Source organism: Methanophagales archaeon (assembly GCA_021159465.1).
Taxonomy (GTDB): Archaea; Halobacteriota; Syntropharchaeia; order Alkanophagales; family Methanospirareceae; genus G60ANME1.
Genome location: JAGGRR010000168.1, coordinates 1 through 13376 on the forward strand (window position 1 = coordinate 1; position 13376 = coordinate 13376).

A 13376-nucleotide genomic window follows, 5' to 3' on the forward strand; every position below is an offset into this window, starting at 1 on the left:
ACCACTACCCGGTAAACCTGTTATCCATATTGCCCAGCTCATCTTGATGCTTGATACTCGATGCCTGAAGCTTGATGCCCCAGCCGGGAATCGAACCCGGATCATGGGCTCCGCAGGCCCACGGGATATCCATTACCACACTGGGGCTGGGCTGATAATAAATAGAAAGATAAAAGATATTATTCATGTATTCATGTTCATGCATTATTATCAGTGGATAGGAGCTGAGAAAATTTGCAACTGCTGTTCATACATTCGGATTTTATAGAATATGAAGCGAGGGATAAGACAAGAGTAGCAGAGGAGATAGAGAACAGAAGTGCGCGGGTGCGAGTGGAAGAAGCTCTTGTCGTTTTCATCGCTGTGGAACGTGGGGATGGAGATGAGTATAACAGTAACAGCGAGTATGTGGTGGAGAAGGCGACAGAGGAGGTTATATCGGTTGCGAAGAAGGTCGGTGCGGAAAGGATAGTTCTTTATCCCTATGCACACCTGAGCTCGGAACTGGCTTCGCCTGAGATAAGCATGGAGATACTGAAGGCAATGGAAGAACAGTTACGTGCACGGGGTATGGAAGTGAAAAGAGCGCCTTTTGGATGGTATAAAGCTTTCACAATCCGTTGTAAGGGGCATCCCCTATCAGAGTTATCACGTAAGATAAAGGTAGGAGAAGAGGAAAAGAGAGCGTCAAAGGCGTTGGAGGCGGAGGAAAAAGCGGAATCTGATTTCTTCTTCATGGATGAACGAGGAGAGCTCATAGCGCCATCGAATTTCAAATTTGGTGATGCGGATGAGAAACTGAAGAAGTTCTTCCTGTACGAGAGTGAGAAGCGGAGAGAGGTGGACAAGATACCGCCACATGTGGAACTGATGAAACGGCTGGAGATAGCAGATTACGAACCCTCTTCAGACCCCGGGAATATGCGATTTTACCCCCGGGGCGAATTGATAAAGAAGCTGATAGAGGACTATGTCAGGGAAGCCGTCACGGGATATGGTGCTGCCGAGGTGGAGACACCTCTGATGTACAGTGTGAAGCATCCATCGCTGAAGGACTACATTGATAGGTTCCCGGCGAGGCAGTACTCAATATTGGGTAAAGATAATAAGCCTGATTTATTCTTACGCTTCTCCGCTTGCTTCGGACAGTTCCTTATGAGTAAAGATATGAGTATATCATACAAAAGTCTGCCATTGAAGTTATTTGAACTTGCTTATTCATTCAGGAAGGAGAAAAGGGGCGAACTTGTTGGTTTACGTCGCCTGCGGAAGTTCACAATGCCCGATATGCATACACTATGCCGCGATATGAGCGAGGCGCTGGAGGAGTTCAAGCAGCAGTATGAAGTATGTATGCGTGTACTCGCAGATATTGGATTCTCAACCAGGGATTACGAAGTGGCGATAAGATTCACGCGGGATTTCTATGAGGCACACCGCGATTTCATAAAGGAGCTGGTGAGGATAGCGGGTAAGCCTGTACTGATAGAGCTGTGGGACCAGCGTTTCTTCTATTTCGTGCTCAAGTTCGAGTTCAATTTCGTGGATGCACTGGGCAAAGCATCAGCGCTCTCCACTGTGCAGATAGATGTTGAAAATGCTGCACGGTACGGCATAAGATATATTGATGCGCGTGGTGAAGAGAAAGAGCCTATCATACTCCACTGCTCGCCGAGCGGTGCAATTGAGCGATGTATGTATGCGTTGTTGGAGAAGGCGTATATGGATAAGGAGAGAGGAACGCCACCGATGCTACCGCTGTGGCTCTCACCTACACAATTGCGACTGATACCGGTTGCTGAGCGGCATCATGAGTACATCAGAGCTATCTTACCTGCTCTGGATGGCATACGGGTGGATGTGGACGACCGTGAGGAGACGGTATCGAAGAAGATACGGGATGCGGGTCGCGAATGGATACCCTATGTGGGCGTGATTGGTGACCGTGAGGTGGAGCGAGGGACGGTGAATGTCAATATCAGGGCGACGCAGCAGGTGGAGGAGATGGCTGTGGAGGAATTGAGGCGGAGGATAGCTGAGGGTATAAAGGGCAGACCATATCGGAAATTGCCACTACCGCTTAGATTATCAGAGCGAGTACGATTTGTGGGTTAAGGTTAAGACCTCCTTCTCTTACGCGCTTTAGCTTTAGCTTTATATATTTCTCGCTGCACAATGTACCGCATTATCTCATTTGTACCCGCAGGTATCATAGACAACCGTGCCATCCTAAATGCCCATTCTGCAGGGTACTCCGACAACCCTCTGCCACCCAGTATCTGTAGTGTGTTATGTGCAGACTCGAAAAATGCCTCGGAAGCGAGCAGTTTTGACATCGCTGATTCCTTCTCCGCGGTATAACCGGCATCTATCAGTCTCGTAGTATGATAGACCATCAATCTCGCTGCTTCCAGCTTCGTCACCATATCCGCGAGCTTAAAACTCACAGCTTCAAATCGGCTTATTGGAGTTCCAAATTGCTCTCGTTCCATAGAATAGTCTGCCGCGAGTTCAACCACCGGTCTCGCCTCGCCCACAAGCATTGCGGCATACAGCACTCTTTCAATAGCAAGTTCATCGAACAATATACGCACACCCTCGTTCACTTTACCGAGCAGGTTCTCTCTCGGAACGCTTAAGCCATCAAACTGGATATGGGAGTTCACAGTACCGGGAAAACCTCCCAGCAACTTATAATCCTCGATCACTTCAAACCCCTTCCTCTCGCATGGTTCCACGATGAATGCACTCATACCCCTTGCTGGCTCTACCTGCGGATCTGTTATTGCCCATACCAGGAGTACATCAGCTTTACTGCCGTTTGTTATATTCCTCTTCTCGCCCTTTATCTCATACCCATCACCCTTCAACTCTGCCCGCGTTCTGATGCGCATCACATCACTGCCTGCGTCAGGCTCGGTTATTGCGATAGCGCCCGTTTTCATACCCATGCGCATCGGACCCAGGAACCTCTCCTTCTGCTCCTCGGTTCCGAACCTTGAGATCGTAGCATAGACATAAGAAGAGGTAGAATGTATCCATGCGAGTGGCACACAGGCAGCACCAAGCTCTTCTGTCAGTATCGCTTCACAGGTAAGACTCCCTCTTCCTCCATATTCTGGCGGCAATACCTGTGCCAGGAAGCCCGCTTCTCCAAGTCTCTTATATAACGCTCTTGGATAGGAATCACGCTCGTATATCTCTCTTTCCAGTTCTTTCGCATTCATGCGGTGTAAAAAATCCTGTAATGCTGCTCTAAATCTGTTCTCGTCCGTGGAGAAGAGAATTTCTTCTTTTTCTTCCATAACTCCTTTATTTATTGTACGTATAGGTATAGGTATATTTACAATAGATATTTTATCCCCGATTATGGAGCTGGGTAAATTCGTGATAATCATCTCGTTATTCGGTATCTGCCTCCTGTACTGCACATCATGGATTGTGAAACCGCCCTATGTCCCTCTGGATACGATTGCAAGCCGTAACCATAGCCATGAGAATGAATTAATAAAGACAAAGGGGCTTGTTACTGATCTCCTGAACCTATCAGATGGGAACATGCTATTAAACATAATGGATAATGGTACCGAACTGCCAGTATTTGTGAGTACCAGTTCCTGCGATAAAGATGGCGATTTAAAACTCCAGCTCCACTATGGCGATGAGATCGAATTAGAGGGTAGGGTACAACAATACAGGGGGAAATACGAGATAGTAACATCAAAAAGGGGTATTAAGAAGATAAACTCGGGCAATAGCGATGATAATGTTGCACATTTCGTTGCAGAGATAGCAGAGTATCCAGCTAACTATGAAGGCAGGCGGATACGGGTTGTGGGCTACATCTGTAAGGTTTACAGGCGCATATTTTATCTCTGTAGTGATAAAGCGAAAGCGAGTACGGGGTATAAATATCAGATGCGGGTAGTAGCAGATCAATTACCTGAACCTGAATTAGAGAAGGCTGACAAGATTATAGTAGAAGGTGTTCTTGCTTATAACCCTGTAGATATGCGGTATGAATTAAAACTCATCTCTTTATCTTGTCTGTAAGCCAACCAATCCGCTTCTCATCCCTATCATTAAAATTAAATTCAGGTACATAGGGCTTTATATCTATCAGGGGAGTACCATCAATGACATCTATACCTTTGACCCGCAGTATATTTCCGCGCCTCTCTATCAGCTTCACAACCGATATTCCTATTGGATTCGGTCTATTTGGCGATCTTGTAGTGAATAAGCCATGTAATTCGGTATCCCAGGGTGTTCTTACGAGCAGGGAATAGCCATGTGATTTGTGGAGCCAGTAGAGAAGGATGATATGGGAGAAACCTTCAATATCCTTCAGTCCACCTGCATACTGCTCAAAGACTTCTATCACTGCTACCACTTCTGATTTGCTTACCTGGCGTGGACAGTCCCTTAAACTCTTATACGGACTGTGAATAACGCCAATAGGGGTCAAAGTCATCTTATTTTGTTTTTCTTCCATCTTTATCCCCTCCTTAAATGCGTTAGAAAGCCGTATAACCCCTGCATAATAAAGGTGCAGCACAATACTTAAATATTCCCAAATGGGAAGTTAGGAAATCAATAAAAGATAACGCTCGAAAATTGTCGCAAGCAGGAAATAGGGACCTATCATCTTAAGTGCAATATAGAACATGATAGAGATAAATATGTACCTCAGCCAGGTTGCCGGGAGTTTGTGCGCGGTTATTGCACCTATATAAGCTATTGGAATGCTTGTCATTGCCAGGCAAGCCCATGCAGCGAGGTTAACATACCCGATGGAGAAAGGTGGGAGATCAGGTACTGAAAGACCACTTATTAGATACGCGAAGGCACCAGCGAAACTGATAAAAGTCATTATTAAGAGTGAGGTCCCAATCGCATAACGCATCTCGTACTTCGACACCAGCATGAGCACCGGTACTATGATAATCCCACCACCAAGTCCCAGCATGCCACATATGATACCTATTGCAAAACCAGAAGGGATCAGCACTAACATTTTACTTTCAGGTACTCCGCCATCAGTATCGGTAACGGGAATTTTGCATATTAGCATCCGGACGGCAGCGATTGCAATAACAAGCCCGAACACAAGCCTCAAAATAGACTCGTTCAGGAATCGCAGGGTGAAGATCGCACCAGTAACAGAACCAATCGCGCCCGGGATACCCATTATCAATCCCGGCTTCCACCATACTGAACGCTTTCTCATATGGGCACTCACACCACTAACTGCCGTTGGGAAGACAACAAGCAGGTTAGAGCCAAATGCAAGCTTTATAGAGACCTCGCCCGGAACACCAAGTGCAGTGAATACAAAGAATGTGATGGGAACCATAATTGAACTCCCGCCAATGCCAAGGAGTCCACTGACAAAACCAACCCCTGCTCCTGTCAACACCAGAACCACTATTGCTATTAAAAGTTCCATACCTGCCCATATAGTATAGAGAAGACTATTCTATTTCCATGATATTAATGGTAAAAGCAAAAACAGGGATGAAGATAGCCAATATGATTCCAATAATCTCTATGATGGCTTCTATCAGAGATTGTATCATCATAATCATACCCGCCAGGCAAATCTCGCCTAACCCCGGTATTTTTTATTGATTCGAACTCGTGTTCGTATATACAAACCCTCTAAGTAAACATTAATTATCCTTCGCCACCTCCCCTTAAAGATTAAGTCCAAAGGACTTCTTAGTTTTTCATCTGATTGTTCCCGATGATTCAGCGGGATGGGTGTTCCAACAATAGAAACTTCTTTAGCATTTCGGGTTCCAACTCCATATTCAATACTCTTATGGGTTCGAGCCTGGCGAGGATGTTCTTCAGATTCTCACGCTTCTTATATAATGCCAGGTTCCTTACTTCCTCTATTCTCGATTCTGTTAGCTCCTTCAGATCTATCAATCCTTCTTCCTCTGCTCTATTCACCAGTTCCAGTCCCGATTCGCTCCTCAGTATCACCGTTGACCACCCTGGTTCTGAGCCAATCGAGCCGACGGAGATATCAGCGAACTCAGCAGCGAAGTCATAGCAGTAGTTACATGCCTCGCGGACACAATCTCGCATCTTTCTTATGGGTGTCTTCAGTACCTCGTCCGATTTCATCTGAATAATGAAGCTGCCTTTCTTTATATTGAACTTCTCTACATCCCTTAGATCGTTCACACCCAGCCCCTTAAGCTTGTTCCTGAGCTTTGCGGTATCAAACGTCTCGGTGCAGAAAAGCCCGATGAGCAACTTCACCCTATCTGCGTGGACATCAAACAGCTTTGATAACTGGGCTTTCCTCATACCCTGTATATGGCATGGCAGACCAACGAATGCGATATTCTTATAATTTGCTTCGATAGCATCGCCAACGCCCTGCACTGCCGGGCACTGAGTATATTTCGAACCCGCTGCTGCTATTACCTCCTCCCGCTTCGTCGCTACAAAAGGCTCTGGCTCCCACTCGCCGGTCGCTTTTGTTACTACTGCAGCATCAATATCACCCTTTGCGAGCAGGTAAGCGAGCAATGCAGAAACGAATCCCCCATCCTGACCTTTGTCTCTTATATCTCCTTCTTTTGCTCTCGCTGTATATATAGCACCTCTGTAATAGCCTAACAGATTGTCAGCCCTTATATCGCCAAATATCGCTCTCTCAACCGCATAAGGAGCAAAACTCGTACGCGGACAGAGATCATAGCATGCACCACAGATTTCATAACACTTCTTCTTCGTTATCGGTAGCTCATGCTCGAATGTTATATACTCCTTACAGAACGCACCACAAGTCCCGCAATAGCAGCACAATCCGTTATATATCACTTCCGCCTCTAAATCCGTTATGTTACCCTTACTTTTCATACTCTTCCTTATTCTCTATCTCTATATTGTATATTAAGCTTTTTGTGTAACCAGTACTTCCGAAACTATGGATTTCCGAGCGCACATTGCCTCTTTAACAAACATGTTAGCGGGCTACCTATAAAAAGATTTAGGAGATAAAAGGGACAATTACGCATTGAATTTGAAAGAGGGTAGAGCCAGGAAGGTGCTGGTTTCACCTCGTATACCAAAATGACATAAGAAGTATGATTTTATCCCTATTGACGCATGGAAAACGTTTAAAATGCCGATAGCTCACGCTATTGATGCTCGCGAAATACTACCGTCAAGGACGGATCAGACTTAGGAGGCGGCTAACTGACAGCAGAGTTCTATGACTCTATACTCGTTGTAACTCGTCATTTTCGTATATGTAATTCAACACCGTGTCCGCAGAAGGTATCGCAGCATTGGGCATCTTTCGCTTGAGTTTCGACACCGCTGCTTCTGGGGAATTCGCTGTCGACGTTGTGGCATAAACTATTACGGCTATTGTATCCTATAGTGAGTGTTGCACCCTCGGGTATCCTTATTACGCCACCATTACTACGCAATAGTTAGGAAAGCATCGAAAAAATAGCATTGCTTTCCTCAGCTATTTTTGGAGGGCCAATAATCGTTATAACTATTTTTGGAAGCAGGGACGTTCGGAACTGCTGAATAAAACAGAAAAAATATATATCCCTCCTCTGTGAATTAACTATGGAGTTTTATGAAAAACAAAATCGTGATAGGAATCACAGTGCTACTGCTCGTTATTCTTGCACTTTTTGGCTGAGTTGAAGATGAAACACCAAAATCTATGGAAAGTAACATCCTACCGCCAAAGACAACGTATCCAAATATAAATATGCAATACCCCCTTACGATCGCGGGACACAAAACTATTATTATCCCGAAATAAAGGGTAGATTTATAATTCTCAAACCGCCACGTGGTTAAATATCACTTCAGACGCTACCACCATCTCTTTTACGAATGTCTATACAGATTATGGCATTGATACAGACGGTGATGGAAAGTACAACTATCTCGCGATTGATGTCTGGGTGAATGTGAAGGAGGCAGGCTATTAGAGTTTAGGTGGGTGGCTGGATGAGATTGGCATAATCTTTCTTTCAATGAACCTTTTAAGTTGTATGCAGATGTGGAGTATAAATTCGCATTAATAACAGGCTCTTATCCACGGATTCATCATAATATATCCTTACTCACACCAAATGGCTGGATAAACTGCTCTTCATTTGGGGATGCAAATGGAAGAGTTTATTATGACTGGATACCTGCTATAAAGCTAAAATAATAGTTCCTTGGTTAATCTTTCTTGCTTGCGACACAGCAATCTATAATCTATAACTTATAACTACAAACTATAAGAATAATGTCGAAGGTGGTAATTATGTCCATGTTCCCAGAGCTAAGAATGAGGCGTTTAAGAAGCTTGAAACTGATAAAAGAGACACGGCTCAGTAAGGATGAGCTGATCTTACCACTGTTCATTGATGATAATATAGCCAGTGGTAAGAAGCCAATAGAATCCATGCCCGGACAGTATAGGTTCTCGATAGAGGAGTCAGTGAATGAGGTTGCGGTAGCTCGCTCGCTGGGTATAAAATCCGTTCTCCTGTTCGGAATACCGGCGAAGAAGGACGAGGTCGGGAGTGAATCATATAACAAGAACGGAGTGATCCAGCGTGCAGTGAGGCAAATAAGGGCAGAAGTGGGTGACGATGTGGTCATCATAACAGATTTATGCCTCTGTGAGTATACCACGCATGGACATTGCGGTCTGGTAGAGAATGGTAAGGTGAAGAATGACCCGACACTGGAGGTACTGGGCAGAATAGCAGTAAGCCAGGCGGAGGCAGGCGCCGACATCGTTGCGCCTTCCGGGATGATGGACGGTATGGTAATGGCGATAAGGAAAGCGCTCGATGAAAAAGGCTTTATTGATACTGCGATCATGTCCTATGCAGCGAAATACAATTCTGCACTCTATGGTCCATTTCGTGAGGCTGCGGATTCGGGCTATAAGTTCGGTGATCGTAGCAGCTATCAGATGGAATGCGCCAATGCGCGTGAAGCGCTCCATGAGGTAGAACTCGATATAAATGAGGGTGCAGACATCGTAATGGTGAAGCCAGCGCTATTCTATCTCGATATCATCTCACGGGTGCGCACTCGATTCGACAATGTGCCGCTGGCTGCATATAATGTCAGTGGTGAATACACAATGATGATGGCGGCATCGGAGAAGGGCTACTTGAAGAAGAACGAGGTGATGATGGAGGGATTAACAGCGATAAAGAGAGCGGGTGCTGACCTGATAATCACATATTACGCAAAAGAAGCCGCAAAGCTCTTATAAGGTTATAAAATTTATAGGTTCACCTGTGCCTCTGTCAGTGCCAGTGCCCCTATCGGGCAGATATTAACACAGGCTTTACAGGCTACACACTCCTCCTCCCTTATCTCTACCCACATGCCCACCAAATTTATTGCTTCCGTGGGGCAGACCGTTGCACAGGCGCCACAGTACCCACAACGATACCGGTCTATATCAATCTTCACCTTTTTGTTATCCCGTTCCATTTATATCCATCACTCCTCCTCTTTAAATATCTGACCTTCAAATACGCTCACTTCGGTACCTTCCTCCAGCCATGCATCCTGTGGTAAGCCTGCTTTCCAGCATGTCTCACATAAAAACTCCTCCGCTGTCCAGTTATATTCAGTAGCAACCTGAGGTAGCAATAGCCCCTGGTGTATGCCTCTCTTTATTATCAACCCATGCTTACCCACCACTATATGTTTGGGCAGGTCCTTTGGCTTCACTTTCAACACCCTCGGAGTTGTCAATACCGTCAGCTCGATTGTTATATCTCCTAACTCCTCCTTCGTTACCGGTGGGAATCTGGGGTCATTTACAGCAGCGGAAATCGCAGCATCTATAATTGCATCCTTCAGTTTGAACACAGGATACGGATAACCTATACAGCCCCGCAGCGTACCATGTTTGTTCAACGTGACGAATACACCTCGCTTATCATGAAATACCGCGGGTAACTCCTCCCACGCCTCTATCTTCACACCTTCGCTTAAATAAGCTTCTATCGCTGCCCTCGCAAGCTTTAGACCCTCTATACCCTCCGCTTCTGTTAACATATCATGCCCTTCATGATTTCTATTCATCTTTATTAAAAATACATCGTCTATCACAATAATAATGCATGATGTGATTATACGGATAGGCGTTCATGTCTCAATTGCAGGTTCGATAGATAAAGCGGTGGATCGTGCTGTGGAGAAGGGATGTGATACATTCCAGATATTCTCACGAAATCCACGCGGGTGGCGGTATAAAGGGCTTATGGATACAGAAATAAGGGAGTTTATTAAGAAGGTTGAACTTTCGGGTATATCTCCAGCTGTGGCTCACATGCCATACCTTCCAAACCTCGCTGCACCGGATGATAAAGTCTATAATCGCTCTATCGCATCCCTTATAGAAGAGCTGAAACGATGTAATTCGCTACAAATCCCCTATCTCGTTACACATCTGGGTAGTCATCGCGGTTATGGTAAAGCGAAAGGTTATGAAAGGGTAGTGAACGCGATAAACACAGCATTCAATGAGGTGGATAATGGAGTGATGTTACTGCTGGAGAATACCGCGGGTACAAAGAACAGCATGGGTAGTACGTTCGAGGACATTCAGCATATAATTGAGCGAATTGAGCATCGTGACCGTATTGGCATCTGTTTCGATACCTGCCACGCTTTCGCTGCTGGCTACGAACTGAGGACAGAAAAGAGTTTGAAAACAGTAATTCAGCATTTCAATGCCGTTATCGGGCTTGAACATCTCAGGCTCATCCATCTGAATGATTCAAAAGGTGGTCTTAACTCACGATTGGACAGGCATGAGCACATCGGGCTCGGATATATCGGTGAAGATGGCTTCCGCGTGATTCTATCAGAGGAGCATATAAAGAAGCTGCCAATGATTCTCGAAACGCCTGTTGATGCGAGGAGAGGTGACATCGAGAACATAGCAAAAGTAAGGGAACTTGCAAGTGTGAGCAATGAGCAATAAAGAATAAACACAAATATAATAAATGCGATGATTGTCCTCTCGGGTGGTACAGGCACGCCAAAGCTGCTGGTGGGTTTGAAACAGGTATTTGGAGAAGCGCAATTGAAGGTGATAGTGAATACAGCAGAGGATATAACAGTGTCTGGCAATTTAGTATGCCCGGATGTAGATTCTGTGATTTATACCCTGGCGGGGATAATTGATAAGGATAGATGGTGGGGAATTGCGAATGACAGCTTTTATACCCATACAACTCTGGAGGGACTGGGTCATGAGGAGCAGATGATGATCGGTGATAGAGATAGAGCAACACATATACTCAGGACTGAACTGTTGAATCGCGGTATGAGCCTCACGGAAGCTACGGCGGAACTCGCCACTAAATTCGGTATCACTGCTGAGATACTGCCGATGACTGAAGATGCGGTAAGCACCATGATAATCACGCGAGCGGGTAAGCTCCATTTCCAAGAGTTCTGGATCGCACGTAAAGGCGAACCTGAGGTGCTGGATGTTCAATTTGATGGTATAGAGAAAGCAAAACCTACAAAAGCAGTTATAAATGCACTGATGCAGGAGTCGGTGGTACTTATAGGACCCAGTAACCCGATAACAAGTATAGGTCCTATATTGAGTCTGGCAGGCATGAAGGATTTATTGAAGCGTAAGAGGGTGGTGGCGATATCGCCAATAGTAGGGGATAAGCCTGTAAGTGGACCTGCAGGTAAGTTCATGCATGCAAAGGGGTTTGAAGTATCAGCTTCCGGGGTTTACAACTGCTATAAGGATTTCCTGGATGTACTGGTGATAGATAAGAGCGATAGATGCCAGATAGGGACTGAGGCTGAAGGTGTAGAAGTGCTAAAGACGGACATAATGATAAGAAACGATGAAGATAGTAAGCAATTGGGGTTGTTTCTCCTTGATTATTTACGCACCCATGGTTAGCGTTTAGACCCCCAATATGGAGACAATGCAGGATTGTAGGTGATTCAGGTAGGGGGTTAGTGCTACGACAACCATAAACCTTTTTATAGTATTTCAAATATATTTGAAATATCAGTGATTGTGATTAAGGCTACCGATTTAGGGGGGAAGGAAGAAAAATGGAAGAAAAAAGAGAGAATGTGGATTATGAAAGCAGGGATTACTCAGAAGCGCAGGAGAAACTGATGAGTATTCTGGACTTGAAGTATCCACCTGTGGCTGTTAGACTGATCATGCATAAGGAACCGATTCCAGAGGGTGTGAAAGAGCTTGAAAAACCGATGTTCTACTGCGCAATGGTAAAATATGCGATGCTCGGTAATGTATTCTATGCAAGAGAGGCTGTGCACGAGTGTAAGCGAGGTGCTTCCGCTTTAGGTCTATGCGAAATTCCAGGGGATGAGGAAAGCGGGGAATTCTACGTGAGCAAAGCGTCTTGTAGCAGCCGTAGAGTCGCCTGGAGGTTTGTGGATGCTTCACTCAACCTGAAGCCCGGGAGCATATATGCCACGCTCTTAGCTCCGTTAGCAAAAACGCCCGTAGAACCCGATGTCATTCTCATCGAAGCGATACCGCGGAGGGCTTTTGAACTCATCCATGCCACCCTATACGACGTTGGCGGAAGAACCGAGAACTGGATTTCTCCTCCGAGGCAGGTCTGCGCCTGTGCCACTGTAAGACCACATCTATCTGGTGAGCTTAACCTCACAATAGCCTGCGAGTTCGCAAGAATAGTCGCTCGTGAGGTTGGGTGCGAATACCTTGATGAAGCTGTATTGGTGGGCTTACCGGCGGAGATGCTTGGGGAAGTGCTGGAGAACCTGCCGAAGATAGGCTATGTGAAAGCGAGACTTGGAGGTAAAAGATGAAGTTGTCGAAAGTAAAACCACCAGAGGGCTATCCACCGGAGGAGGGAAGATATTTGCGTAGCAACGATTTTTCCCCGTTAGCTGCTGTAGCCATTCTGAACACCTTTGACTTCAAAATACCACAACGAATCACGAACATTGTAAGGATTTCAATTGAAACGGATGCTGCATTAACAGTAACTTTACAGACTGAAAACACCGGCATCGAGAAAATAATTGCGAATGCTGTTGCAAATCCGAATATTCAACATATAGTTCTCTGCACAGTGGAATCACGGGGTCATCTTTGCGGCGAGGCTCTTAGCTCATTGATGGAGAAGGGAGTTGATGAGGAGAAAAAAATTATCGGCACTGACGCACCTACATCTTATCTGTATAATAGCCCCATAGGAGCTATCGAACGATTCAAGAAACAAGTGAAGCTTATCAATCTCTTGAATGAAGGGAACCCAGAGGAGAGAAGAGAGAGGAGCGAAGTATGGGATAGATAAATGAGATGGACTGAGGTTATTCGGAAGTATCTC

Annotated in this window: 14 protein-coding genes and 1 tRNA gene; 8 read left to right on the plus strand and 7 right to left on the minus strand. The window is 45.4% G+C overall.

Annotated features, from left to right (window positions below):
* Positions 1 to 75: 75 nt before the first annotated feature.
* Positions 76 to 147, minus strand: a tRNA-Arg gene (locus tag J7J01_07375).
* Between the two features lie 87 nt (positions 148 to 234).
* Here J7J01_07375 and J7J01_07380 point away from each other — a divergent pair.
* Positions 235 to 2115: a threonine--tRNA ligase gene (locus J7J01_07380; protein ID MCD6210692.1), complete on the plus strand. Its 1881-nt coding sequence runs from the start codon at positions 235 to 237 to the stop codon at positions 2113 to 2115.
* Between the two features lie 2 nt (positions 2116 to 2117).
* Here the strand turns inward: J7J01_07380 and J7J01_07385 are convergent, their stop codons facing one another.
* Positions 2118 to 3305, minus strand: a complete 1188-nt coding sequence (locus tag J7J01_07385) for an acyl-CoA/acyl-ACP dehydrogenase (protein MCD6210693.1) — start codon at positions 3303 to 3305, stop codon at positions 2118 to 2120.
* Positions 3306 to 3369: 64 nt separating this feature from the next.
* Between J7J01_07385 and J7J01_07390 the strand changes: the two genes are divergently transcribed.
* A complete protein-coding gene (locus J7J01_07390) occupies positions 3370 to 4053 on the plus strand; it encodes a hypothetical protein (GenBank protein MCD6210694.1) in 684 nt (227 codons plus the stop codon).
* Here the strand turns inward: J7J01_07390 and tsaA are convergent.
* The 3 genes from tsaA to J7J01_07405 all read right to left on the minus strand — a co-directional run bounded on the left by tsaA (position 4031) and on the right by J7J01_07405 (position 6879).
* Entirely contained in the window at positions 4031 to 4495 is a 465-nt protein-coding gene (gene tsaA / locus J7J01_07395) for a tRNA (N6-threonylcarbamoyladenosine(37)-N6)-methyltransferase TrmO (GenBank protein MCD6210695.1), read from the minus strand. The genes J7J01_07390 and tsaA overlap by 23 nt on opposite strands.
* Before the next feature lie 90 nt (positions 4496 to 4585).
* Entirely contained in the window at positions 4586 to 5449 is an 864-nt protein-coding gene (locus J7J01_07400) for a sulfite exporter TauE/SafE family protein (protein MCD6210696.1), read from the minus strand.
* Positions 5450 to 5751: 302 nt separating this feature from the next.
* Positions 5752 to 6879 (minus strand): Coenzyme F420 hydrogenase/dehydrogenase, beta subunit C-terminal domain, encoded by a 1128-nt coding sequence (locus tag J7J01_07405; GenBank protein MCD6210697.1) that lies wholly within the window; start codon positions 6877 to 6879, stop codon positions 5752 to 5754.
* Positions 6880 to 8047: 1168 nt separating this feature from the next.
* On the opposite strand from J7J01_07405, the gene J7J01_07410 reads away from it, so the two are divergent.
* Together J7J01_07410 and hemB are read left to right on the plus strand one after the other, a co-directional pair.
* Entirely contained in the window at positions 8048 to 8203 is a 156-nt protein-coding gene (locus J7J01_07410; protein ID MCD6210698.1) for a hypothetical protein, read from the plus strand.
* A 102-nt stretch (positions 8204 to 8305) separates the two neighbouring features.
* Positions 8306 to 9268, plus strand: coding sequence for a porphobilinogen synthase (hemB, locus tag J7J01_07415; GenBank protein MCD6210699.1), 963 nt, complete (start codon positions 8306 to 8308; stop codon positions 9266 to 9268).
* 11 nt (positions 9269 to 9279) lie between these two features.
* On the opposite strand, the gene J7J01_07420 is transcribed toward hemB, so the two are convergent.
* Both J7J01_07420 and J7J01_07425 read right to left on the minus strand, forming a co-directional pair.
* Positions 9280 to 9492: a 4Fe-4S binding protein gene (locus tag J7J01_07420; GenBank protein ID MCD6210700.1), complete on the minus strand. Its 213-nt coding sequence runs from the start codon at positions 9490 to 9492 to the stop codon at positions 9280 to 9282.
* A gap of 9 nt (positions 9493 to 9501) precedes the next feature.
* Positions 9502 to 10092 carry a TIGR00296 family protein gene (locus tag J7J01_07425; GenBank protein ID MCD6210701.1) on the minus strand — a complete coding sequence of 197 codons (591 nt, stop codon included), beginning with the start codon at positions 10090 to 10092 and terminating at the stop codon, positions 9502 to 9504.
* Between the two features lie 34 nt (positions 10093 to 10126).
* On the opposite strand from J7J01_07425, the gene J7J01_07430 reads away from it, so the two are divergent.
* The 4 genes from J7J01_07430 to J7J01_07445 all read left to right on the plus strand — a co-directional run bounded on the left by J7J01_07430 (position 10127) and on the right by J7J01_07445 (position 13343).
* On the plus strand, positions 10127 to 10996 hold the full coding sequence (locus J7J01_07430; GenBank protein MCD6210702.1) for a deoxyribonuclease IV: 870 nt from the start codon (positions 10127 to 10129) through the stop codon (positions 10994 to 10996).
* Between the two features lie 27 nt (positions 10997 to 11023).
* Positions 11024 to 11944: a 2-phospho-L-lactate transferase gene (locus J7J01_07435; GenBank protein ID MCD6210703.1), complete on the plus strand. Its 921-nt coding sequence runs from the start codon at positions 11024 to 11026 to the stop codon at positions 11942 to 11944.
* Between the two features lie 158 nt (positions 11945 to 12102).
* Positions 12103 to 12852, plus strand: a complete 750-nt coding sequence (locus tag J7J01_07440) for a DUF169 domain-containing protein (protein MCD6210704.1) — start codon at positions 12103 to 12105, stop codon at positions 12850 to 12852.
* Positions 12849 to 13343, plus strand: a complete 495-nt coding sequence (locus J7J01_07445; GenBank protein ID MCD6210705.1) for a hypothetical protein — start codon at positions 12849 to 12851, stop codon at positions 13341 to 13343. The genes J7J01_07440 and J7J01_07445 overlap by 4 nt, the downstream gene beginning before the upstream one ends.
* The last annotated feature ends 33 nt before the right edge of the window (positions 13344 to 13376 follow it).